This is a genomic window from Curtobacterium sp. VKM Ac-2887 (assembly GCF_015350935.1).
Classification (GTDB): Bacteria; Actinomycetota; Actinomycetes; order Actinomycetales; family Microbacteriaceae; genus Curtobacterium.
Map to the genome: position 1 here is coordinate 1 of NZ_JADKSB010000027.1, position 22,075 is coordinate 22,075.

22 protein-coding genes and 1 pseudogene are annotated in these 22,075 nt (G+C 70.7%); 12 read left to right on the forward strand and 11 right to left on the reverse strand.

The annotated features are described in order from the left end of the window. A partial coding sequence (locus ITJ69_RS18805; RefSeq protein ID WP_228506148.1) for a reverse transcriptase domain-containing protein occupies positions 1 to 742 on the forward strand: 742 nt, incomplete at its 5' end. Positions 743 to 809: 67 nt separating this feature from the next. Then, positions 810 to 1,055, forward strand: a pseudogene (locus tag ITJ69_RS20615) (GrpB family protein); the annotation flags it as partial. A 114-nt stretch (positions 1,056 to 1,169) separates the two neighbouring features. Here the strand turns inward: ITJ69_RS20615 and ITJ69_RS20620 are convergent. Further along, positions 1,170 to 1,574 (reverse strand): hypothetical protein, encoded by a 405-nt coding sequence (locus tag ITJ69_RS20620; protein ID WP_228506155.1) that lies wholly within the window; start codon positions 1,572 to 1,574, stop codon positions 1,170 to 1,172. Positions 1,575 to 1,611: 37 nt separating this feature from the next. Beyond that, entirely contained in the window at positions 1,612 to 2,310 is a 699-nt protein-coding gene (locus ITJ69_RS18815; RefSeq protein WP_194673652.1) for an SDR family oxidoreductase, read from the reverse strand. A gap of 85 nt (positions 2,311 to 2,395) precedes the next feature. Between ITJ69_RS18815 and ITJ69_RS18820 the strand changes: the two genes are divergently transcribed. Further along, positions 2,396 to 2,851, forward strand: a complete 456-nt coding sequence (locus ITJ69_RS18820; RefSeq protein ID WP_194673653.1) for a winged helix-turn-helix transcriptional regulator — start codon at positions 2,396 to 2,398, stop codon at positions 2,849 to 2,851. Positions 2,852 to 2,908: 57 nt separating this feature from the next. Here ITJ69_RS18820 and ITJ69_RS18825 read toward each other — a convergent pair whose 3' ends face one another. Together ITJ69_RS18825 and ITJ69_RS18830 are read right to left on the reverse strand one after the other, a co-directional pair. After that, positions 2,909 to 3,922 carry a LacI family DNA-binding transcriptional regulator gene (locus tag ITJ69_RS18825; protein ID WP_235035939.1) on the reverse strand — a complete coding sequence of 338 codons (1,014 nt, stop codon included), beginning with the start codon at positions 3,920 to 3,922 and terminating at the stop codon, positions 2,909 to 2,911. 74 nt (positions 3,923 to 3,996) lie between these two features. Beyond that, on the reverse strand, positions 3,997 to 5,229 hold the full coding sequence (locus ITJ69_RS18830; RefSeq protein ID WP_333925394.1) for a Gfo/Idh/MocA family protein: 1,233 nt from the start codon (positions 5,227 to 5,229) through the stop codon (positions 3,997 to 3,999). A 200-nt stretch (positions 5,230 to 5,429) separates the two neighbouring features. Here ITJ69_RS18830 and ITJ69_RS18835 point away from each other — a divergent pair, with 200 nt between their 5' ends. From ITJ69_RS18835 to ITJ69_RS18850, 4 genes are all read left to right on the forward strand, one after another. Continuing rightward, on the forward strand, positions 5,430 to 6,407 hold the full coding sequence (locus tag ITJ69_RS18835) for a carbohydrate ABC transporter permease (protein WP_228506149.1): 978 nt from the start codon (positions 5,430 to 5,432) through the stop codon (positions 6,405 to 6,407). Positions 6,408 to 6,422: 15 nt separating this feature from the next. Beyond that, complete coding sequence (locus ITJ69_RS18840) at positions 6,423 to 7,364, forward strand: carbohydrate ABC transporter permease (protein ID WP_194673654.1); 942 nt, start codon at positions 6,423 to 6,425, stop codon at positions 7,362 to 7,364. 24 nt (positions 7,365 to 7,388) lie between these two features. Further along, on the forward strand, positions 7,389 to 8,762 hold the full coding sequence (locus ITJ69_RS18845; RefSeq protein WP_194673655.1) for an ABC transporter substrate-binding protein: 1,374 nt from the start codon (positions 7,389 to 7,391) through the stop codon (positions 8,760 to 8,762). Positions 8,763 to 8,859: 97 nt separating this feature from the next. Next, positions 8,860 to 9,492 carry a ScbR family autoregulator-binding transcription factor gene (locus tag ITJ69_RS18850; protein ID WP_134194579.1) on the forward strand — a complete coding sequence of 211 codons (633 nt, stop codon included), beginning with the start codon at positions 8,860 to 8,862 and terminating at the stop codon, positions 9,490 to 9,492. On the opposite strand, the gene ITJ69_RS18855 is transcribed toward ITJ69_RS18850, so the two are convergent. The 5 genes from ITJ69_RS18855 to ITJ69_RS18875 are packed head-to-tail and all read right to left on the reverse strand — an operon-like array spanning position 9,455 to position 14,148. Next, a complete protein-coding gene (locus ITJ69_RS18855) occupies positions 9,455 to 9,883 on the reverse strand; it encodes a BLUF domain-containing protein (protein ID WP_159573179.1) in 429 nt (142 codons plus the stop codon). The genes ITJ69_RS18850 and ITJ69_RS18855 overlap by 38 nt on opposite strands. Positions 9,884 to 9,895: 12 nt before the next feature. Further along, positions 9,896 to 11,041 (reverse strand): AI-2E family transporter, encoded by a 1,146-nt coding sequence (locus ITJ69_RS18860; RefSeq protein ID WP_123291852.1) that lies wholly within the window; start codon positions 11,039 to 11,041, stop codon positions 9,896 to 9,898. Between the two features lie 59 nt (positions 11,042 to 11,100). Continuing rightward, positions 11,101 to 12,315, reverse strand: a complete 1,215-nt coding sequence (locus ITJ69_RS18865) for an MFS transporter (RefSeq protein ID WP_123938366.1) — start codon at positions 12,313 to 12,315, stop codon at positions 11,101 to 11,103. Positions 12,316 to 12,361: 46 nt separating this feature from the next. Next, complete coding sequence (locus tag ITJ69_RS18870) at positions 12,362 to 12,982, reverse strand: response regulator (RefSeq protein WP_131880504.1); 621 nt, start codon at positions 12,980 to 12,982, stop codon at positions 12,362 to 12,364. Continuing rightward, on the reverse strand, positions 12,979 to 14,148 hold the full coding sequence (locus tag ITJ69_RS18875) for a sensor histidine kinase (protein ID WP_194673656.1): 1,170 nt from the start codon (positions 14,146 to 14,148) through the stop codon (positions 12,979 to 12,981). The genes ITJ69_RS18870 and ITJ69_RS18875 overlap by 4 nt, the downstream gene beginning before the upstream one ends. A gap of 150 nt (positions 14,149 to 14,298) precedes the next feature. Between ITJ69_RS18875 and ITJ69_RS18880 the strand changes: the two genes are divergently transcribed. From ITJ69_RS18880 to ITJ69_RS18900, 5 genes are read left to right on the forward strand one after another with little or no spacing between them, the layout of a single operon-like run. Next, entirely contained in the window at positions 14,299 to 15,417 is a 1,119-nt protein-coding gene (locus ITJ69_RS18880; RefSeq protein ID WP_194673657.1) for an ABC transporter permease, read from the forward strand. After that, positions 15,414 to 16,115, forward strand: a complete 702-nt coding sequence (locus ITJ69_RS18885; protein ID WP_132099876.1) for an ABC transporter ATP-binding protein — start codon at positions 15,414 to 15,416, stop codon at positions 16,113 to 16,115. The genes ITJ69_RS18880 and ITJ69_RS18885 overlap by 4 nt, the downstream gene beginning before the upstream one ends. A gap of 10 nt (positions 16,116 to 16,125) precedes the next feature. Continuing rightward, the gene (locus ITJ69_RS18890; protein ID WP_123938363.1) at positions 16,126 to 16,848 is read left to right on the forward strand and encodes an MSMEG_4193 family putative phosphomutase; all 723 of its coding nucleotides are present in this window, start codon (positions 16,126 to 16,128) and stop codon (positions 16,846 to 16,848) included. Between the two features lie 33 nt (positions 16,849 to 16,881). Further along, positions 16,882 to 17,409: a DUF3090 domain-containing protein gene (locus ITJ69_RS18895; protein WP_123291859.1), complete on the forward strand. Its 528-nt coding sequence runs from the start codon at positions 16,882 to 16,884 to the stop codon at positions 17,407 to 17,409. Further along, positions 17,406 to 18,164: an SCO1664 family protein gene (locus ITJ69_RS18900; protein ID WP_194673658.1), complete on the forward strand. Its 759-nt coding sequence runs from the start codon at positions 17,406 to 17,408 to the stop codon at positions 18,162 to 18,164. Before ITJ69_RS18895 ends, ITJ69_RS18900 begins: the two co-directional genes overlap by 4 nt. Before the next feature lie 363 nt (positions 18,165 to 18,527). On the opposite strand, the gene ITJ69_RS18905 is transcribed toward ITJ69_RS18900, so the two are convergent. Then, entirely contained in the window at positions 18,528 to 20,528 is a 2,001-nt protein-coding gene (locus ITJ69_RS18905) for a vWA domain-containing protein (RefSeq protein WP_194673659.1), read from the reverse strand. Next, the gene (locus ITJ69_RS18910) at positions 20,521 to 21,906 is read right to left on the reverse strand and encodes an AAA family ATPase (protein WP_123291862.1); all 1,386 of its coding nucleotides are present in this window, start codon (positions 21,904 to 21,906) and stop codon (positions 20,521 to 20,523) included. Before ITJ69_RS18910 ends, ITJ69_RS18905 begins: the two co-directional genes overlap by 8 nt. Positions 21,907 to 22,075: the final 169 nt, after the last annotated feature.

Below are 22,075 nucleotides of genomic sequence, written 5' to 3' on the forward strand. Positions count from 1 at the left end.
ACTGGCCGGATCCACTCGAGCCACGGGCTCACGCCCGCAGCCCGAGTGTCACCAACGTGATGACTCAGTACACCTAGACGCCGACCCGGCAAACCTCATCGCGGGACTGACAACCGTTCGCAATTCTTTGCCAGTCGGGTTTTCGACAAGTCCAGCGTTAGCAAACGTTGCGATGTTTGCCCTCGATGCGGATTTGTCTGAATATGCGCGGTCGCGCAATCTTGCTCTCTCGCGGTACGCTGATGACCTTGCACTTTCCAGCAACGAAGAGTTTCATGCTCTCGACGATATTCGTAATATCGTTTCTCGGCATGGACAGGAGCTTCGAGAGGACAAAACCAAGCGGTTGAAGTTTGGCCAGCCGCAGTATGTAACTGGACTGTCCACGTCGTCAGGATACAGTGCGCGCCTACCTCGGCCAATGAAGCGCAGCTTGCGTCAGCATTGCTTCTACATAGAGAAGTTTGGTTTGGAGGGCCATGCCAGTGCTCGCGCTGCGAAGGGGGAGGAGTTGCGCCTAAAGGTTGCCGGTACGCTGTCCTACGCAAGATCTGTTGAACCTCAGTGGGTTGATGATCTTCTGTCGGCGCATCCTGAAGCGTGCGCAGTGCTGTTCCCTCGTGTCGTTGAGGTCGCCGAGAAGCGTGCGGCGCGCTTGGCGACGCTGGCGAAGCGAGTGAAGGCATCGCCTGCACCCAAGGCTCCAGCGTACGAACCCACATGGACCTACATCGACGCATAGGCCCGGCTTGGGCTGCTCCGTTTCGCGCCTGCTAGCCAGGCGTCCGACCCGAACAGCGAAAATCGGCGTGACAGGCGGCGCGCCCGGACTCGATGGTGCTTGCGTCCGGGAATACGCCCCTCCGAGGTCGGACCGTAGCGGCGAGCCCCGGGTACAGCGCGACCAGTCGCTCGCGCTGCGGAACCACCTCGGCGTGCGTGACGTCCTGCGATTGGACACCGCCCTGCGCGACGAGTCTGCCACGGTGAAGCGGCGCGCTGTCCGGACGGCGGCGGACATCGACGACTACCTCGAGCAGAAGAACGACGTCCTCGACCGCTTCCTCCGCACGGCCGGACTCGCCGACGAGGAGCGCGCGTCGATCACCGCGAGCACCCGCGGCATCACCGGCCGCGGCGCCCACGGCTGCCCCCGCGGCACCCTGCCGTCAGGGCGTGTACGACGCGCGCGGCCAGGGCGCGACGAGCAGGCCGCCGGTCAGCTGGAGGGACAACGCCAACCCGATGCCGGATCCCACGACGAGCCCGAGGACCGCGAACGCCACGGCCGAACGACCCCGGCGTCGGGCGAGCCGCGCCGTGACCAGCAGCAGGACCGCCCCCACCACGTGGCCGATCACGAGCCCGGTCACTCCCATCGGGATGCCCCGGTTTGCCCCCGTCCGGTCCGGGGTCGCACCGCGCGTGGATTCCTCGGAGGCCAGGTACAGCCAGGGCCAGGACCCACCCTCGCCGACCACGCCGAGCGCGACTGTCACCCAGTACAGCGCCGCCCAGCCCGGCGACGTCCACCCCGACCGTCGTCCGGACGCGACAGCCCCCGTCGTCACCATGCGGTGATGGTATCGGCTGGGGCTGCGGCTGCCGAGGTCAGACCGTCGCGGCGAGCGCCGGGTACAGCGCCGCCAGCGGCGCACTGAGTCCGGCACGGACGTCACGGCTGACCTGGTCCGCCAGGACCTCGTGCTCGCCGGCCTCGACGGCGTCCCAGATGAGCCGGACGATGTCGGCCGGGTCGGACTTCTCGACGTCGAGCCCCGCCGTCATGCCGGTGTCGGTGTAACTGAGGTGTGCGCCGACGACCTGGGTGCCCTGGGGTGCGAGCTCGAGGCGGAGCGAGTTCGTGATCGACCAGAACGCTGCCTTCGACGCCGAGTACGCGCCGGCCAGAGCGACCCAGCTCAGAGCCGAGTGCACGTCGATCAGTGCGCCGCCGCCGATCGAGGGGGCGAAGGCCTTGGCGACACGGAGCGCGCCGAAGACGTTCGTCGCGAAGATGCGCTCGACCTCCGCGACCGAGGTGTCGACGAGCGGGTCGGCGCCGGCGATCCCGGCGTTGTTCACGACGATCGTGGTGTCCGCGGCGGCACGGGCTGCGGCGTCGACGCTCTCCTGGCTGGTGACGTCGAGGGCGAGCGGCACGATGCGCTCGTCGTCCCAGGTGCGCGGGGTGCGGGCGGTCGCGTAGACCTTGGCGGCGCCGCGGTCCAGGGCCTGCTGGACGAACTCGGCGCCGAGGCCGCCGTTCGCTCCGGTGACGAGGACGATGGCGTTGGTGAGGTCGGTCATGAGGGGCTCCAGACGAGAGAAGTTGAGTACGAAAACCGAACCTAGCATGTTGTGTCCGGAAATCGAACTCAGCTAGGATGATTGCATGCTCGGCATCCTCGGCGGCGACGAGCGCTGCCCCATCGCACGGTCCCTCGACGTCCTCGGCGAGAAGTGGACGCTCATGATCGTGCGTGACGCCCTCGCCGGTTCCACGCGCTTCAGCCAGTTCCAGCAGAGCCTCGGCGTCCCGCGCGAGGTCCTCACGGCACGACTGGCCTCCCTCGTCGACGGGGGAGTGCTCGAGCGCACGACCTACAAGGCGGAGGGTGCCCGGGCGCGCGAGGAGTACATCCTCACCGACGCCGGCCGCGATCTCCCGCTGGTGCTCCTGGCGCTCGGCGGCTGGGCCGACCGGTACCGGCCGTCCGAGCTGACGTCGGACCTGCGCTTCGTCGACACCGCTTCCGGCGAGCCGGTCGAAGCGGTCGCGGTGACGCAGGAGTCCCAGCAGCGTGTGCCGCTCCAGCGGCTCACCGCCGTCATGGACCCGGCCACCTGACGGACGGGAGGCCCGTGGCGGCCCCGCCCCGCGCCTCCAGGACGGTTTGGTGGTGCGTCAGCGACGCACGTCGCACCCGCAACTCGCGCCCAGGACCAACTCGGCGGGCACCAGGTCGCGGTGCCACTGGTTGTCCGCGTCGAGCCCGAGCACACGGTCGACGGCGGCGGTGGCCATCGTCTCGATCGGCTGCCGGACCGTCGTGAGCTGGGGGTTCGTGTAGTCCGCCTCGGCACCGCCGTCGAACGACACGATCGCGACGTCCTCCGGTGCGCGCAGCCCGAGTTCCCACAGTGCCCGCAGCACACCGACGGCCTGCATGTCCGAGCTGACGAAGACGGCGCGGGGTCCCGTCCCGTCCGCGAACATGCGCAGGCCGGCCTCGTACCCGCCCCGCCGGGTGAAGTCGCAGCGCACGATCGGGCCGTCCGGCAGCCCGGCGTCGCGCAGGGCCCGCATCCAGCCCTGTTCGCGGAGCTCCATGGAGCCGGCGTGCCCCATGACGAGGCCGATCGACCCGTAGCCGTGCTCGACCAGGTGCTGGGTGCCGTCGTACGCGCCCCGCAGGGCGTCGACGCCGATGCTGGCGTACTCGGGCACCTCGAAGAAGGTGTTGAGCAGGACCATCGGGATGCCCGGGTCCGACACAGTGGACAGGTCCGGGTGGGTCATGATGCTCGTGACGATGATCCCGTCGACCTGGCGGGCGGACAGGCTGCGGAGCCGCTCGCGCTCCTGGGTGGCGTCGCCGTCGCTGTTGGCGAGCAGGACGTCGTAGCCGCGGGCTGCTGCGGCGTGGGTGACCTCGACGGCGAGCTCGGACCAGAAGGGGTTGTCGAGCTCGGGGACGATGAGCCCGAGCATCTTCGACGACCCGGTGCGCAGGGCCTGGGCGCTGGCGTTCGGGCGGTAGCCGAGGACCCGGATGGCGTCACGGACCCGGGCGGCGGTGGCCGCCGCGACGGGGCGGGGGCCGTCGTGCACGACGTAGCTGACGACGGAGGTGCTCACGCCGGCGTACCGGGCGACGTCGGCGCGGGTGACCGCCCTCGGGGTCGTCGGGACGCTCACGGGTGCCACCTTCGTCGGCTCGGAAGTCGCGTTCGGGTGCCGGCCCGTGTGGACCGACACCCGAACACCACTTGCTATTCGCTGGCGATACTAGACGAGGGCACCGCCGAGGTCGTCTCCGGGGCGTCCCCGAAGTCCGGCACCTCGAGGCGTGCACCGCCCTGCAGGGCCGACTGGTGGGCGATGATGCCGGGCAGCGTGAAGCGTGCGGCGGTCCAGGCGTTCACCGGCGGCAGGGTCCGGTCGACGACGGCGCGGACGAAGTCGTCGGCCAGGAACTGGTGCGAGCCCTCGTGCCCGGTCGGCACGCCGGCGTACTCGGCGGGCAGGCGGTCGGTGTCGTGCACCTCGGCGTAGCCGGACACGAACGCGTCGCGCAGCGAGGGGTCGACGCCGGCGAGACGCGGGTCGTCGAGGTCCATCGTCGCCTGCGTGTTGATCTTGTCGCTGATGTCGTGCGAGTCCTCCTTGTCCTGCCAGACGCTGGTCTTCGCGAGCTGTTCGAAGCTCGCTTCGGTGCCGAAGTAGCGGAAGCGGGACTCGCGGATGTGCGACGGGTAGCCGACGCGGCGCATCTCGTTGATGCGCATGACGCCGCCGTTGTCGAGCTCGAACAGGGCGGTGGCGTTCGAGAAGTCGTTGTCGAACTGGCTGACGTCCTTGTCGAAGACGCCGTCGCCCCGGTCGTCCTTGACGCCGATGCAGCTGACGCTGACCGCGTGTCCGGGGATGGCGCCGAGGACGCCGCCGACCGAGTGGGTCGGGTACAGCATGGGCGGGTAGCTGGCGGTGCGCTTCCAGTCCTCGCCACCGCTGAACTGGTACGCGGCGTAGAACCCGAGGTCCATGTCGTGCACGTAGTCGCCCTCGGAGTAGAAGACCCGGCCGAAGGCGCCGTCGGCGACCTGCTTGCGGGCGAACACCGTCGCGGGGTTGTAGTAGCTCGTCTCGCCCATCATGTAGGTGAGCCCGGTCTCGCGGACGGCCTCGATGATGTCGCGGATCTCGTCGACCGAGATCGCCATCGGCACCGCCGAGTAGACGTGCTTGCCGGCGCGGAGCGCCTTGACGACGAGCGGACCGTGCGTCCAGCGCTGCGTGAAGATCGCGACGGCGTCGACGTCCGAGGCGAGCACGGCGTCGAAGTCGGCGAACGTGCCGTCGAGGTGCTGCGACTCGACGAGCTCCGACGCGCGGTCGTCGACGAGGTCGGTCACGAAGACGCGGTCGACGTCCGGGTGGAGCTTGAACAGCTTGGCGAACTGGGGGGCGAACTGGCCCGCGCCGACCATTCCGACAGAGATCATCAGTGACCTTTCCAGGGTGAGGGATGCGTCGCCGGGCAGGTCGCGCCGATGCGATCGACCGCCATCCTGACACGATTGTCTACACGTGACAACCCCGGATTCGGCGCGTGAAAGAGCCTCTTGCCACCCGGTGTCACCACGTGTAGATTCCCGGCTCACGGACTGCTGCACGTCAGTCCACCGCAGACGAAGGAGTCGCGATGGCCACCGAGAGCCCTGTGTCGTCACCCTTGACGACCGCCAGCACAAGACGGAGGAGTCGGGCAGCCGACCTCCCGCTCGCCCGTACCACCGTCCCACGCCGCCGCCGTCCCCGGAACGACCTGTGGCTCGCGCTGCTGTTCATCGCGCCGGCCGCGATCGGCTTCGTGGTGTTCCTCGCCTGGCCGACCGTGCGGGGCATCTACCTGAGCTTCACGTCCTACAACCTGCTCACCGAGCCGGAGTTCACCGGGCTGCAGAACTACGCGCGGCTCGTGCAGGACTCGATCTTCTGGCACTCGATGGTCGTCACGATCGAGTACGTGCTCATCAACATCGTCATCCAGACGGTCGTCGCACTGTTCATCGCCGTGATGATGCACCGCCTGACGAAGTCGACCTTCGTGCGCGGCATCGTCCTGGCGCCCTACCTGGTGTCGAACGTCGTCGCGGCGCTCGTCTGGCTGTGGATCCTCGACACCCAGCTCGGCATCGGCAACGAGATGCTCGCGGCCCTCGGCCTGGACCGCATCCCGTTCCTGCAGAGCGACGTCTGGGGCATCCCGTCGATCGCGCTCATCAACGTGTGGCGGCACGTCGGCTACACGGCGCTCCTGATCTTCGCCGGACTGCAGTCGCTGCCCGAGACGGTCTACGAAGCCGGCCGCATCGACGGTGCGAGCGAGTGGAAGATGTTCTGGCGCATCACGGTGCCGCTGCTCCGCCCGATCCTGTCGCTGGTGCTCATCATCACGGTGATCGGGTCGTTCCAGGTGTTCGACACCGTCGCCGTCACCACGCAGGGCGGCCCCGCGAACGCCACGAACGTCGTGCAGAACTACATCTACAACCTGGCGTTCGGCCGGTTCCAGTTCGGCTACGCGTCCGCGGTCTCGGTCGCGCTCCTCATCGTCCTCAGCATCATCACGATCATCCAGTACCGCCTCACCCGCTCGGGTGAGTCGGACCTGGACTGAACGGAGCGCCGCACCATGACCACGACCCTCACCCGTTCCGTCACCACGAAGCGTCCGCCCCGACCCGGAGCCGGCCACCGTCGCCGTCCGTCGGTCGGCCGCGTCCTCGCCTGGGTCGCGATGATCATCGTCATCGTCGTCACCCTGTTCCCGTTCTACTGGATCCTGCGCACCGCCCTGTCGTCGAACGGTGCGATCAACTCCGACCCCACGTCGCTGCTGCCCGTCGGGTTCAGCCTGGGCGGGTTCGAGCGGGTCCTCGGCCTGCAGTCCACCGAGGAGGCCCTCGCCCAGGGTGGCTCCGGCGCTGCCCTGAACTTCTGGCGGTACCTGCTCAACTCCGTGATCGTGTCGACGCTCGTCACGGTCGGCCAGGTGTTCTTCTCGGCCGCCGCCGCGTACGCCTTCGCCCGCCTGCGCTGGCCCGGACGCGACAAGGTCTTCGGGGTGTTCCTCGCCGGCCTGATGGTGCCCGCGATCTTCACGCTGCTGCCGAACTTCACGCTCATCAAGCAGCTCGGGCTCGTCGACAACCTGCTCGGCATCGCGTTGCCGACGATGTTCATGACCCCGTTCGCGGTGTTCTTCCTGCGGCAGTTCTTCCTCGGCATCTCGAAGGAGGTCGAGGAGGCCGCGCTGATCGACGGCGCGGGCAAGGTCCGGGTGTTCTTCCGGCTCGTCATCCCGATGGCCGCTGCACCGATCGCGACGCTCGCCGTACTGACGTACATCACGAGCTGGAACGACTACTTCTGGCCGCTCATGGTGTCGTACACGTCCAGCTCGCGGGTGCTCACCGTCGCACTCGGCGTCTTCAAGTCGCAGTCCCCGCAGTCCGGCACCGACTGGGCCGGGCTGATGTCCGCGACCCTCGTGGCGGCGCTCCCGATGATCGTGCTGTTCGGCGTCTTCGCCAAGCGGATCGTCAACTCCATCGGCTTCTCCGGGATCAAGTAGCCCCGGCTCGGACAGGACCACACCATGACGAACAACCTCTCCCGCCGCGCACTGTTCGCGGGCGGCGCTTCAGCCCTCGCCCTCGGTGCGCTCGCCGCCTGCTCGTCCCCGAGCCGGGGGACCGCCTCGAAGAGCGGCGCCCGCACCGTGAGCTACTGGCTCTGGGACTCCAACCAGCTGCCCGCCTACCAGCAGGTCGCGAAGGCCTTCCACCGCGAGAACCCCGACATCACGGTGCAGATCACCCAGCTCGGGTGGGCGGACTACTGGACCAAGCTGACGGCCGGGTTCATCGCCGGCACCGCGCCGGACGTCTTCACCGACCACCTGACGAAGTTCCCGCAGTTCTCCGACCTCGACGTGCTCTACAAGCTCGACGAGCTCGACGCGACGAAGTCCATCAGCGACGACGACTACCAGTCCGGCCTCGCCGAGCTGTGGAAGGGCCAGGACGGCCACCGCTACGGCTCGCCGAAGGACTGGGACACCATCGGGATGTTCCACGACCGGAAGGCGATGCAGAAGGCCGGCGTCTCCGACGACGAGCTCGCCACGCTCGAGTGGAACCCCGACGACGGCGGCTCGTTCGAACGGATGCTCGCGCACCTGACCATCGACTCCAAGGGTCGGCGGGGTGATGAGCCCGGCTTCGACAAGGAGAACGTCGAGGTCTACGGCATCTCGTCGAACGGGTCCGGCGGCGACGGCTTCGGCCAGACGCAGTGGTCGCCCTTCACCGGGTCGACCGACTGGTTCTACACGAACGAGAACCCGTGGGGCGACAAGTTCCGCTACGACGAGAAGACCGTGCAGGACACCCTCGCCTGGTACTACCGCCTGGCCGACAAAGGCTACATGGCGAAGTACGGCGTCTTCTCGACGACGACCGGTCCCGACGTGCAGCTCGGCGCGGGCAAGTGCGCGCTGTCGTTCAACGGTTCGTGGATGATCGGCACGTACCTGAACATGAAGGACCTCGACATCGCCGTCGCCCCGACGCCGATCGGGCCGACGGGCAAGCGGGCGTCGATGTTCAACGGGCTCGGCGACTCGATCACGAAGCAGGCGAAGGACCCGGAGGCGGCGGCGAAGTGGGTCGCGTTCCTCGGCAGCGACACCGCCCAGGAGATCGTCGGCCGCGCAGGCGTCGTGTTCCCGGCCCGTCCCGCCGGTACCGAGGCGGCGGTCGCGTCGTTCCGGAAGCGCGGGCTGGACGTGTCGGCGTTCACCCGGCAGGTCGAGGAGAAGACCACGTTCCTGTTCCCCGTCACCCGCAACCCGGCGGACGTGCAGGCGCTCCTGCAGCCGGCCTTCGACAACGTCTACGCGAACGGCAAGCCGATCTCGACGTTGACCGGCATCAACGAGCAGGTCAACAACCTGCTGGCGCTCACCTGAGCGCGCGGGTCGCCTGACGCGGTCTGACGCGACCACCCCTCGGTCTGGAGGCACGGGGCACGCCCGCCCCGCGCCTCCAGACCGTCAGACTGGTCACGTGGAACGACGTGAGCAGATCCTGGTGGCCGCTGCGGAGGAGTTCGACCGCGTCGGCTTCGCCGCCGCGACGATCGCGGCCATCGCCCGCGGGGCGGGCGTCTCGCAGGGGGCGCTGCACTTCCACTTCCCGACCAAGCTGGCCCTCGCGCTCGGTGTGATCGACGAGCAGAACGTCCGGACCTTCGACGTCGTGAGCCACACCGAGCAGTCACCAGCAGCTGCCCTGGTCGGCGCCTCGCGAGCCATCGCGGACCTGCTGCGGACCGACCCGATCGTGCGGGCGGGCATCCGGTTGTCACTGGAGCGCGGCGAGTTCCACGCGGCCACGGTCAGCTTCTACGAGCAGTGGATCGGCGGGATCGTCGACGTGTTCCGGCTGGCGATCGCGAGCGGCGAGCTCCGCACCGACCTGACCGCGGAACAGCTCGGCGCCACCGTCGTGCCGTACTTCACGGGCGTGCAACTGGTGTCCGACGTCCGCACCGGGCGGGCCGATCTGTTCCCCGCGGTCGCGACGATGTGGCGGGTGGTCCTGACGGCCACGGCTGACCCGGCGCACCGCGACCGGCTGCTCGGCGTCGTCGACGAGGCGTTCAGCGGTCGTGGAGTTCGCGGTCGCGGAACCACTTGAGCAGCCACGCCGCGCTCGTGCGGTCGAACGACCGCGGGAAGTCCGTCTCGCCGGACAGGAACGGACTGAAGCCCGGCTCCGCGTGGACCTCCGCGTCGTCGAGCGAGCGGTAGGCCATCGACCAGCCGTCGAATCGTCGTCGCTCGATGTCCTCGCGGATGAGCGACTTCACCTCGCCGTGCCGCGGATCACGGCTGATGGCGGCGAACCGGTCGTCGACGCTCCACGCAGGGCCCTCGAGCAACTGCATGAAGCGGCCGCCCTTCACGACGAGCAGCCCGGAGACGCCGAGCGCCTCGTTGCGGAGCCGTGAGCCGTCCAGCAGCGTCGCGAGGTCGCCGTCGTCGAAGGGGACGACGGCGCGACTCATGTAGACGATGGAGACGAGCACGGGTCCATGGTGTCAGTCGGCGGGGAGTTCGTGGGCCGTGACGTCCTCGTTGCGCTTCTTGCGCCACGGACGCGCGGGGGTGTTCGGGCCGTCCCAGACCAGGATCGCGCCCCACGCGGCGGCCAACAGCGGCACCGAGATGATGGCACCGGTGATGCCGGCCAGGACGGTGCCCGCGGTCAGGCCGATCAGGATGACCAGGCCGTGCAGCTTCAGGGTGCGTCCCATCAGCACCGGCTGGAGCAGGTTGCCCTCGAGCTGGTTCACGAGGATCACGATCCCGACGACGATGAGCGCCTGGACGGGACCGAGTGCGACGAGCGCGACCAGGGCGGCGAGGATGCCGGCTGCCGTCGCACCGACGATCGGGATGAAGGCCGTGATGAACACGACGACGGCCAGGGGGAGTGCCAGCGGGACGCCGACGATCGCGATGCCGACACCGATGCCGATGGCGTCGACGGCGGCGACCGTGGCGGTACCGCGGACGTACCCGCCGAGGGTCGAGACCACGCGGTCGCCCACCCGGCGTGCTCGGTCGTAGCGCTCACCGGTGAACGGGCGGAGCAGGAACTCCCAGATGCTCGGGCCGTCCTTGAGGAAGAAGAACAGCACCACGATCATCAGCACGAGGCCGGTCAGGAAGTTCGCGGTGGCCGAGGCGCCGGCCAGCGCGCCCGAGCCGAACTGCGCACTCGTGATGAAGTCGGTGACGGACGCCACGGCGTCGTCGACCTGCTTGTCCGAGATCGAGATCGGCAGGTTCTTCGCGAAGTCCTGCAACTGCTGGAACCCGTCGACGGCCGACTTCTGCAGCTGCGACCACTGGTTCTCGACGGCGACGACGATGAGCCACCCGATGAGCCCGAGCACCGCGAGGACGCCGATGAGCACCGCGAGGGTCGCGAGGACCGACGGCACCTTGTGCTTGCGCAACCAGGACACGATCGGGTGCATGGCCGAGGCGATGATGAGCGCGAGGAGCACCGGGATGGTGACGACGCTCAGCACGCTGCCGGCGTAGACGACGCCGGCGATGACCACCACGACGATGATCACCTGCAGGCACCGCGTCGCCAGGCGGCCCGTCGAGTCGGACCACGCCGCCTGGATCTTCGAGGGGGTGGTCGGCTGGGGGCTGTCGCGGAAGAACGGCATGGGATCGACCGTACTGATCCGCGGGGCGGCGCGCCCGGACCCGCGCCCGGCGTCGCGGATCAGGTGGAGACGGTCCGCCGGACGTCGACGTCGTGGGAGTCCCGTGCGGCGGGCGCGACGACGAAGGCGGCGACGAGCAGCACGAGGGGCACCAGCATCGCCGCCTGCAGCCCGAGGTGCTCGCCGACGAAGCCGAGCAGGGGCGGTCCGACCAGGAACGCGATGTAGCCGGCGGTCGCGACGACCGACACCCGGCGGTCCCCGTCGGTCGGGTGGTCACCCGCTGCCGAGATCGCGAGCGGGAACCCGAGCGCGATGCCGAGCCCCCAGACGCCCGCGGCGATCGCCGTGACCACCGGGCTCGGCGAGACCACCACGAGCAGGACCCCGATCCCGCCGACCGCGGCGCAGAGCCGGACGACCGGGCCCCGCCCCAGCCGCGTGACGAGCGGGGTGCCGGCCGACCGGCCGATGAGCATGGCGAGCGCGAACCCGGTGAAGACCAGCGAGCCGACCGCTTCCGGGGCGTCGTGGTCGGTCGTCATCAGGAGCGGGAGCCAGTCGCTGGCGGCACCCTCGGCGAAGGCCATCGCGAGCGTGATCACCGCGATGAGCGCGAGCTGCACGGTGATGACGGAGCGGCGGGTGGCCGTGGTGACGCGGGACGTGCCGGCGGCGTCTGCGGTGTCGGCTCCCTCCGTCTGCACTCCGGCACGCGGCAGCGGCTGCAGGTTGAGGGCAGCGAACGCCGCGAGTGCCGCCATCACCGCAGCCCCCACGAGCAGGTGCACGAGCACCGGTGTCCGGGCAGCCGTCATCGCGATGCCGACGACACCGCCGACGACGGTCCCCAGGCTGAAGCAGGCGTGCAGCACCGGCACCACCGGGTGGCCGATGCGCCGCTCGACCGCGGCGGCCTCGACGTTCAGCCCGATCTCGGCGACCCCCGACCCGAACCCGATCAGGAACAGCCCCGCCCAGACACCCGCCGGCACCTGTGCCGGGGCGAGCAGGGCGACGAGGACCATCCCCACCACGGGCAGCGCGCCACCGAGCAGGATCAAGGGTCGTGTCCCGAGCCGTCGGACGAGCGCACCGGCGCCGAGGATCCCGATCATCGACCCGATCGACAGCCCGAGGAGCACGAGCCCCATCGCCTCGATCGACGCCCCGAGTTCGTCGCGGATGGCGGGCGTCCTGGTCACCCACGTGGCGATACCGAAGCCGGTCATCGTCGACGTGGCGAACAGGGCCCCTCGAGGGTGCCGGGTCATGTGACCATCTGATCGGTCCGCCGACGGCCCGTCAAGGGTGCGGTCGTCAGCGGAGCATGCCGAGGGCGCGGGCCTCGGAGACCGCGGCCGTGCGCGAGGACACCCCGAGCTTCGAGAACACGTGCACCAGGTGCGACTTCACGGTGGCGTCGCTGATGTGCAGGCGCGCGGCGACGGCGCCGTTCGACGCCCCCTCGGCGACGAGGCGCAGCACCTCGAGCTCCCGCGCCGACAGGCTCACCGACGGGGCGCGCATCCGCGCCATGAGCCGACCCGCGATCGTCGGCGCGAGGGCGCTCTGTCCGGACGCGGCGGCGCGGACGGCCGCGACGAGTTCGTGCGGGGGCGCGTCCTTGAGCAGGTACCCGCTCGCGCCGGCCTCGACCGCACCGAGGATGTCCCCGTCGGAGTCGTAGTTCGTCAGCACGAGCACGTACGGCGCGGCGTCGAGCGCGCGGATCCGTCGCGTCGCGTCCGCCCCGGTGAGGTCCTGCCCGAACTGCAGGTCCATGAGCACGAGTTCCGGTGAGAGCCGGATGGCGAGGTCCACGGCCTCGTCCGGGGTGGACGCCTCACCCGCGACGACGATGCCGTCCGTGCCGTCGAGGAGTGCTCGGAGCCCGGCGCGGACCACCGGGTGGTCGTCGGCGATGAGGATGCGGATCACCGGACCTCCAGGGTCGCGACGAGCGTCGTCCCGCGGCCAAGGGCCGAGTTGACCTCGAGCCGGCCGCCGAACTGCTCGACGCGCTCTTCGGTGGCACGCAACCCGAACGAGTCCGTCGTGCCCGACCGGTCGTGGACGGCGACCGGGTCGAAACCGACGCCGTCGTCCGCGATGGTGAGCCGGGCCTCCTGACCGTCCACGGTGAGTGACAGTCGGACGTGGGTGGCCGCGGCGTGCTGCACCACGTTGGCGACGGCGCCCTGGGCGATGCGGAGCAGCGCGGTCTGGACGTCCATCGGCAGCGAGGCCTCCGCGACGTCGACCGTGACGTCGAGGCCGTCGCGCGACCACTGGGAGCCGGCCAACCGTTCCAGCGCTGCTCCGAGTCCGCGTTCGAGCGCCGGTGGTGCGAGTTCGCGGATGAACCGCCGGGTGTCGGCGAGGCCCTCGGCAGCGGTCTCACGGGCGAGCCGGATGTGCTCCGTCCCCGGACGCTCCCCGTCCGCGCGTTCGGCCGCGTGCAGCAGCATCTGGATGCTCGACAACCCCTGCGCGACGGTGTCGTGGATCTCACGGGCCAACCGGGCCCGCTCGGCGAGGACGCCCTGCTCGCGTTCGGTGACGGCCAACCGGTCGCGCGTGGCGAGGAGCTCGGCGACCAGGGCCTCGCGTTCGACCGCCTCGCGCGCGAGCGCCCGGTACCCCAGTCCGATGAGCAGTGCGACACCCGCTCCGACGAGCGGACCGACCACACCACCGACGGTGAATCCGCCGTGCAGTCCGAGGGCGACGACGGCGACCAGGGTCGCGGCGATGACGGCCACCGGTCCGACGATGCGCGGCAGGACGTGCAGGTACAGGAAGAAGAGCGGGAAGACGAGGTAGGCGGCCTCGGGGACGCCGACGAGCAGGGCGATCCAGACGAGGGTCAGGGCGACGAGCCAGACCGCACCGGCGACCGTCCGACGGCGGCCGTCGCCGCGCGCGACGACCGCCCCGAGCAGGTACACGCCCGCGAACACCGCAGCCAGGGCCAACCGCACCCACGTGCCGGCGCCACCGTCCACGAGCACCCGCACGACGACCAGGGCGAGCAGCGCGGCCGACAGCACGTGCAGGCCGGTCCGCAGACCGACGAAGACCGGGGTGAGGGTGCTGTGCGCCATGTGCTCCCCAGCGTACGGAGGCACCGGCCGGTGGGGATCAACCGAAAGTTCGATCGGAGGACCGAACCCTCCGGCGATGCCGGGTGGGAGCACCGCGGCGAGGCTGGGAGTCGTGGTCGTGGAAGGTCTGCGACCCGGGAAGGGAACACCGTGTTCGTCGCTTGGCGCGATCTCCGGTTCGCCCGTGGCCGGTTCGTCCTCATCGGCTCCGTCGTGGCGCTCATCACCCTGCTCGTCGGGTTCCTCGCCGGGCTCACCGGCGGGCTCGCGTCGCAGAACGTCTCGGCGGTGCTCGACCTGCCCGGCGACCGCCTGGTCCTGCAGCAGCCGTCCACCGGGCAGCCGTCGTTCGGCGACTCCACCATCGGGCAGCGGGCCGTGGACGGCTGGCAGGCGGCCCGCGGGGTCGACGACGTGGTGCCGGTGGGCATCGTCCAGGGCCGGGCGACGGCACCGGGCGCGGGGTCCGGCGCTGCGGGGTCGGGCGCTGCGGGGTCGGGCGCGGCCGTCGGCGTCGCGCTGGTCGGGCTGCCGACGGGAGCACGGTCGACCCCCGTCACCGATCTCGCACCCGGTCGCGACGACCAGGTCGGGCTGTCGTCCGGTGCTGCGGCCGACCTCGGCGTGCAGGTCGGCGACCGCATCACCGTCACCGGGACGGACTACCGCGTCGCCGTCGTCGGCGGCGACGCCTGGTACAGCCACACACCGGTGCTCGCCATGACCCCGGAGGCGTGGGCCGCGGCCGACCGGCGGCTCGGCGGCGACGGCGCGCCGACCGTCCTGGCCGTCAGCGGCAGCCCGGACTGGGACGCCGTCGCAGCGTCCACCGGCACGTCCGCCGCGTCGCCGCTCGGGTCGCTGACCGCCCTCGAGACCTTCCGGTCCGAGATCGGGTCGCTCGGCCTGATGATCGTCATGCTCTTCGGGGTGTCCGCGCTCGTCGTCGGGGCGTTCTTCACGGTCTGGACCATGCAGCGGGCCGGCGACGTCGCCGTGCTCAAGGCCCTCGGCGCGAGCACCGGATCACTCGTCCGCGATGCGCTCGGACAGGCGCTCGTCGTGCTCGTCCTGGGGATCGGCGTCGGGATGCTGGCCGTCGTCGGACTCGGCGCGCTCGCCGGCGGTGCACTGCCGTTCCTGCTCAGCCCGGTCACCACCGTCGTGCCGGCCGCCGCGATGGCCGTCCTCGGACTCGCCGGCGCCGCCGTCGCGCTCCGCACCGTCACCTCCGCCGACCCCCTCACCGCCCTCGGGAGCAACCGATGATCACCCTCGACGACGTCACCCTGACCTTCCCCGACGGCGACCGGCGGATCACCGCGGTCGACCACGTGTCCCTCGTCGCCCGGCCCGGCGTCGTGACCGGCATCACTGGCCCCTCCGGATCGGGCAAGTCGTCGCTGCTCGCCGTCGCCGCGACGCTCATCCGGCCGGACTCCGGTCGGGTGCTCATCGGCGACGTCGACGCGGCCGCGCTGTCCCGGGACGAAGCCACCGCCCTGCGGCGTGCGCACATCGGGATCGTGTTCCAGCAGTCGAACCTGCTGCCGTCGCTGACCGCACGGGAGCAGGTGCTCGTGATGGCGCACCTCGGCGGCCGGCACCCCGCCGGAGGTCGTCGCGCGGGAGGGCTCCGGGACCGGGCCGACGACCTGCTGGACGCGGTGGGGCTGTCCGAGCACCTGGACAAGCGGCCGGCGCAGCTGTCCGGCGGGCAGCGGCAGCGCGTCGCGATCGCCCGGGCACTCGTACACGAACCGGACGTCCTGCTCGTGGACGAACCGACGAGTGCGCTGGACCAGGAGCGCGGCGCGGCGATCATGGAGCTCATCGCCCGACTGACGCGCGAGCGGGACACCGCGACGATGCTGGTCACCCACGACCTGGTGCACCGCGGGACCCTCGACGAACTCGTCACGGTGGTGGACGGTCGGCTGGCCGGGGCGTCGGTGATCGCCGCCTAGGATCGGGCACATGGCGACCGTCCTCCTCGTCCGACACGGACGCACCACCGCGAACGCCACGGGCGTGCTCGCTGGACGCACCGCCGGCGTGCGACTCGACGCCGTCGGCCGGAAGCAGGCCGACCGCACCGCGGAGCGCATCGCTGCCGTGCCGGTCGTCGCCGTCGTGTCGAGTCCGCTCGAGCGGTGCCGGCAGACGGCCCGGGCGATCCTGGAGCGACAGCCCGGCGACCCCGCGTCGGCCATCGAGCGGGCGATCACCGAGGCGGACTACGGCGAGTGGCAGGGGCGGAAGCTCGTCGACCTGGCGAAGGAGCCGCTGTGGCGGACGGTGCAGGCGAACCCGAGCGCCGTGGTGTTCCCCGGCGGTGAGTCCATGCAGACCATGCAGTCCCGGGCGGTGTCGGCCGTCCGGCGCATCGACGCCGAGGTCGAGGCGGAGCACGGGCCCGGAGCGGTCTGGGTCGCGGTGAGCCACGGCGACATCATCAAGTCCGTCCTGGCCGACGCGTTCGGCATGCACCTCGACCTGTTCCAGCGCATCGGGGTCGGGCCGGCGTCGGTGTCGGTCGTGCGGTACGGCGAGCACCGGCCCGAGGTGGTCGCGACGAACACCGAGTCCGGCGATCTCTCGTGGCTCGCGACCGCTCCGGCGCCCAGCGGGGACGCAGCGGTCGGCGGCGGGGCCGGACATCCGGAGGCCCCGTCCGAGGCAGGCCCTGCCAGACCCTGAACGGGCGCAGGCCCGCACTCCTACAATGCGGGTATGCCCTCCATCGTCCACGGCTTCGACTGGCCGGACCGCCTCGTCGTCGGCACCATCGGCCGTCCGGGCGAGCGCGCCTTCTACCTGCAGGCCCGCTCCGGCAAGCGCGTCACGAGCGTCGCCCTCGAGAAGGAACAGACCGCCGTGCTCGCCGAGAAGATCGACGAGCTGCTGGACGAGGTCGCCACGGTCGAGGCGAACCGCTTCAGCGTGCCGGACACCGCCCCCGTGGAGCTCCGCGACCCGGAACCGCTCGACCAGCCGGTGGAGCCCGAGTTCCGCGCCGGTGCCCTGAGCCTGGGCTTCGACCCGTCGACGGCGCAGGTGGTCATCGAGGCGTACCCGATCGACGATGACGTCGAGATCGTGTCCGAGGAGAGCGAGGACGGCCTCGAGATCGAGGCGGTCGTCGAGATCCCCGAACCCGACGAGCTCTTCCAGGTCAAGATCCCGGTCGGCACCGCACGCGCGTTCGTCGAACGCACCCGCGAGATCGTCGCCGCCGGCCGTCCGCCCGGCGACGCATGAGCGACGGCTCACTGAGCATCACGGCGCGGATCCGCGAGGCCTCGAACGCGACCTTCCTGGCCGAGCTGGACGGCGAGGCGGTCGTCTACAAGCCGATCGAGGGGGAGCGCCCGCTCTGGGACTTCCCGGACGGCACGCTCGCCGGCCGCGAGGTCGCTGCGCACCTGGTGTCCGAGGCGTTCGGCTGGGGCATCGTGCCACCGACGTGGCTCGGTGACGGACCGTTCGGACCCGGCATGGTGCAGCGCTGGCAGACGATCGACCCGGACCAGGACGCCGTCGACCTCGTCACCCCCGAGACCGCCGAGGCGGAGGGTTCGCCGTGGCTGCCCGTCCTCGAGGCGATCGACGAGCACGACCAGCCGGTGACGCTCGTGCACGAGGACTCCGAGGCGTTGCGCCGCATGGCCGTCTTCGACGTCGTGGTGAACAACGCCGACCGCAAGGGTGGCCACGTGCTGGCGATGCCCGACGGACACCGGTTCGGTGTCGACCACGGGCTGGCCTTCCACGTCGAGCACAAGCTCCGCACGGTGCTGTGGGGGTGGATCGGCGAGCCGCTCGGGCCGGACGAACTCGAGGGGCTCGACCGGGTGTCGGAAGCGCTCCGCGGTGCCCTGGGCGACGAACTCGCCGAACACCTGACGGCGGAAGAGGTCGACACGGTGCGCGCGCGGTGTGCGGCGCTGCGGGCCGTCGGCATCTTCCCGCCACCGCCGGGGCACGGCCCGGCGGTGCCGTGGCCCTTGTTCTGACGCACCCGTCGTGAGCCGGCGCCCCGGCCTGGCCTGCCGTGGCGACCCCGGCCGGCCGTGGACACCCCGGTCCGGGACGGTGGGGCCCGTCGGGTCCGGACCCCACCGACCGGTCCGCGTCCGTGATCCGTGGACGCGGAGACCCGTGGCGTCCGGTGGCGTGCGCCGTTGCACTCCGGGACCCCGCGGGAGTCGACCGGTCGAGAACGGATCAGGTGCACTCGGCCGACCGCTTCCGGCACGCCGACGAGGTCAGCGCGGGAAGAACGATCACGGCGGCCGGGGTCTGGGGCAACTGTGGTGGCGCTCAGCATACGACCGTGGAACCCCGCGCAACAGCCCCTGTCGGGATCGACCCGGCGGCTAGTCGAACAACGACGGCCCGCCGCGGCGCGACCCCAGGTACGACCCCACGACGGCGACACCGAGGTCGTCGTTCTCCGGAGCGACGACCGAGCCGTCCACCCGCTTCGCCATCGCGTCGATGAACCGTGCGAGCCCCGGGTCGTCGCCGAGGCGGAAGAACGTCGTCTGGGCGCCGAGACGACCGGCGTTCTCGAGCTCCCGAACGGTCAGTGCGATCGTCACGGGGTCCGGCGGGTAGTCGAACCACACCTGTCCGTTCGGCTCGAGGTGCGACGTCGGTTCCCCGTCGGTGACGATGAGCAGCACGGGTTGGGCGGTCGGGTGCTTCCGGAAGTGCCGGTTGGCGAGGAGCAGCGCGTGGTGCAGGTTCGTGCCCTTGTCCCACATCGCGTCGAGACCCACGAGCTGCTCGATGTCCACGACCTCGGCCTCGCGTCCGAACGCGATGAGCTGCAGGTCGTCGCCGCGGAACCGCGTCGAGACGAGCGTGTGCAGCGCCAGGGCCGTGCGCTTCATCGGCACCCAGCGGTCCTCCATCGCCATCGAGAACGACGTGTCGACGAGCAGCGCCACGCAGGCCTGTGTGCGGGACTCGGTCTCCTGCACCTCGACGTCGTCGATGGTCAGGCGGACGCCCGGGCCGACCCGCCCGTCGGCCGCGGTCCGGGTCAGCGCGTTGGTGATCGACCGGGTGACGTCCCACGGCTCGGTGTCGCCGTACGCCCACTGCCGGGTCGCGCCCGAGGGTTCGCCGGCCGCGCCGGACTGCCGGATGTCGCGGGCACCCTGTCGGCCGGACATCCGCTCGGCGACGTCACGGAGCAGGCTCTTGCCGAGCTGCCGCATGGCCTTCGGGGTGAGCCGGAGCTGCCCGTCCGCTCCGCGGCGCATCGCCCCGGAGTTCCGCAGGGCCTTCTCGAGCTGCTGCAGGGTCCTGGCGTCCACGGCGGCCTCGGCACCGAGCTGCCGGGTCAAGGCGTCGAGGTCCAGGTCGTCGAGCTCGGAGCCTGGTCCGGACTGGGCGAGTTGGTCGGCGAGGGCGTCGAGGTCGGCGATGTCCTGGAAGACCCCGGTACCGTCGCCGAGTCCGAGCCCCTGGTCGCCCTCCATGCGCTCGGATCCGCCCCAGTCCTCACCGGGGCGCAGGGACCGCAGGTTGGCGTCGAGCTGGGACAGCTGCCCCATCAGGTCGGGGGAGCCGAAGGCCTGCTGGGCGAGGGTGTCGAGTTCGTCGCGCTGCTCCTCGGTCATCGAGTTCCGCATGCGCTGGGCGGCGGCGGCCCGTGCCGCGAGGTCGTCGAGCAGCTCGTCGACGTTCGCGGGGTTCGACGGGAAGTACTCCGCGTGCTCCGCCATGAACGCGTCGAACTGCTCCTGCGAGTCGGTGCCGGCGCGGTGGTCCTCGAGCAGCTGGTTGAGGTCCTGCATCATCGCGCTGACCGCGGCACGGTCTTCGTCCGTGGCCCCCTCGAGCGCCTGCTTCATGCCCGCGAAGCGCTGGTCGAGCACCTCGCGACCGAGCAGGTCCTTGATTTCGTCGTACTTCTGCCGGGCCTCGCGGCTCGTCCAGTCGTAACCGCCGAGCTCCTGCACCGCGGCGGCCGACGACGGGGACAGGCTGTCGAGCTGCATCTCGGCCAGGGCGCGGTCGCCGTCGTCGAGCTCGACGTTGCGGGCGAGTTCGCCGCGTTCGGCGCGGAGCGCCTGGTCGAGCAGTTCGCGAACCTGCTGCAGGGTGCCGTCGAGGTTGTTCTTCGCGGTGAGTTCGCGGCGCCGTTCCGCGACCTTGCGCGCGAGGTCGTCGAGTCCGCGCTGCGTCCGGCCGCCACGGCGCAGGAACTCCCGCATCGCGCGCTCCGGTGAGGTGCCGGCCATCACGTCCTGCCCGATGGCGTCGAGCGCTTCGGCGAGGTCGGCGGGCGGCGCGAGCGGATCCGGTCCGTCGGTGTACGCCCCGTACCGGGTGTCCCGCGTCAGTCGTCGGTTCTGCCTAGCCATAGACGGCTTCGCCCCCGCCGGACTCCTTGCTGATGCGGCGGGCGAGGAAGAGCCCCTCGAGCGCGAGTTCGATCGCACCCGCGCGCTCGCCGTCGTTCGTGGCACCGAGACGCTCGCACACCTGGTCGTACAGGTCGGACTCGCCGATCGACGGCAGTCCTTCGAGGAACGCCCGTGCGCCGACCTGTTCGCCCGTCGTCACCATCGTCCCGCCGTCGAGCGCCTCGACGAGCACCCCGAAGTCGAGTCCGCGGAACCGGGCACGCACCGTCTCGGCCGTGGCGGTCCGCAGCAGGTGCTCGAGGACCTCGTCCGCGCGGTCCTCTTCGCCGTTCTCGAACTCGATCTTGCCGCCGAGCACGTCGACCGCCGTCTCGAGGTCGATCGGTCGCGCGACGGCCTCCGGCTCACCCTGGCGTGCTGCACGGTGCACGGCCGCCGCGGCGACCGTCTCGGCGCCGGCGATCGCGAACCGGGCGCTGACACCGCTGCGCTGGTCGACCGCGCTCGACCCGCGCAGGGCACGGGTGAAGCGGGCGAGGATCTCGACGATCGCGTCCGGCACCTCGGCGGTGAGCTGCGCCTCCTGCCGGATGACCGCGATCTCGTCCTCGAGTTCGATCGGGTAGTGGGTGCGGATCTCCGCGCCGAAGCGGTCCTTCAGCGGGGTGATGATCCGGCCGCGGTTCGTGTAGTCCTCCGGGTTCGCGCTGGCCACCACGAGCACGTCGAGGGGGAGTCGGAGCACGTAACCGCGGATCTGGACGTCGCGTTCCTCCATCACGTTGAGCATCGCGACCTGGATGCGTTCGGCCAGGTCCGGCAGCTCGTTGATCGCGACGATGCCGCGGTGGCCCCGGGGGACGAGTCCGAAGTGGATGGTCTCCGGGTCGCCCAGGCTGCGCCCTTCGGCGACCTTCATCGGGTCGACGTCGCCGATCAGGTCGGCGACGCTCGTGTCCGGCGTCGCGAGCTTCTCGACGTAGCGGTCGTCGCGGTGCCGCCACGAGATCGGCAGGGCGTCGCCGAGGTCGTCGGCTCGGCGGGCGCTCGCGGTGGTGATGGGCTCGTAGGGGTGCTCGCCGAGCTCGGAGCCGGTGATCACCGGGGTCCACTCGTCGAGCAGGCCCTGCAGGGTGCGGAGCAGGCGGGTCTTGCCCTGGCCGCGCTCACCGAGCAGGACGACGTCGTGTCCGGCGATCAGGGCACGTTCGAGTTGCGGGATCACGGTCGTCTCGAACCCGTGCAGGCCGGGCCAGGGGTCGTCTCCCGCGCGCAGCGCGGTGAGCAGGTTGTCGCGGATCTCGGCGCGGACCGTCTTCTGGACGTGGCCAGAAGTGCGGAGCTCGCCGACCGTGCGGATGTCGGGTCGGGTCACGTTCTGGACGTTACGCCGTTGCGGACGGGAGGCGCGGTGCCAGCTGGCACCGCGCCTCCCGTCCGCTTGTGGGTTTCCATAGCAACCGCAATGATTGAGGCTCCGGCATCGGAGCCGGATTCGATAGGGGGATCCGGCTCCGAGCCGGCCCCGTCGTACCGAATGTGAA

Coding starts and splice junctions, on each gene's coding strand:
- ITJ69_RS18845 (WP_194673655.1), top strand. CDS start 7,389: ATGACGAACAACCTCTCCCGCCGCGCACTGTTCGCGGGCGGCGCTTCA.
- ITJ69_RS18830 (WP_333925394.1), bottom strand. CDS start 5,229: ATGATCTCTGTCGGAATGGTCGGCGCGGGCCAGTTCGCCCCCCAGTTC.
- ITJ69_RS18835 (WP_228506149.1), top strand. CDS start 5,430: ATGGCCACCGAGAGCCCTGTGTCGTCACCCTTGACGACCGCCAGCACA.
- ITJ69_RS18900 (WP_194673658.1), top strand. CDS start 17,406: ATGAGCGACGGCTCACTGAGCATCACGGCGCGGATCCGCGAGGCCTCG.
- ITJ69_RS18840 (WP_194673654.1), top strand. CDS start 6,423: ATGACCACGACCCTCACCCGTTCCGTCACCACGAAGCGTCCGCCCCGA.
- ITJ69_RS18865 (WP_123938366.1), bottom strand. CDS start 12,315: ATGACCCGGCACCCTCGAGGGGCCCTGTTCGCCACGTCGACGATGACC.
- ITJ69_RS18875 (WP_194673656.1), bottom strand. CDS start 14,148: ATGGCGCACAGCACCCTCACCCCGGTCTTCGTCGGTCTGCGGACCGGC.
- ITJ69_RS18860 (WP_123291852.1), bottom strand. CDS start 11,041: ATGCCGTTCTTCCGCGACAGCCCCCAGCCGACCACCCCCTCGAAGATC.
- ITJ69_RS18890 (WP_123938363.1), top strand. CDS start 16,126: ATGGCGACCGTCCTCCTCGTCCGACACGGACGCACCACCGCGAACGCC.
- ITJ69_RS18895 (WP_123291859.1), top strand. CDS start 16,882: ATGCCCTCCATCGTCCACGGCTTCGACTGGCCGGACCGCCTCGTCGTC.
- ITJ69_RS18905 (WP_194673659.1), bottom strand. CDS start 20,528: ATGGCTAGGCAGAACCGACGACTGACGCGGGACACCCGGTACGGGGCG.
- ITJ69_RS18815 (WP_194673652.1), bottom strand. CDS start 2,310: ATGACCGACCTCACCAACGCCATCGTCCTCGTCACCGGAGCGAACGGC.
- ITJ69_RS18820 (WP_194673653.1), top strand. CDS start 2,396: ATGCTCGGCATCCTCGGCGGCGACGAGCGCTGCCCCATCGCACGGTCC.
- ITJ69_RS20620 (WP_228506155.1), bottom strand. CDS start 1,574: ATGGTGACGACGGGGGCTGTCGCGTCCGGACGACGGTCGGGGTGGACG.
- ITJ69_RS18885 (WP_132099876.1), top strand. CDS start 15,414: ATGATCACCCTCGACGACGTCACCCTGACCTTCCCCGACGGCGACCGG.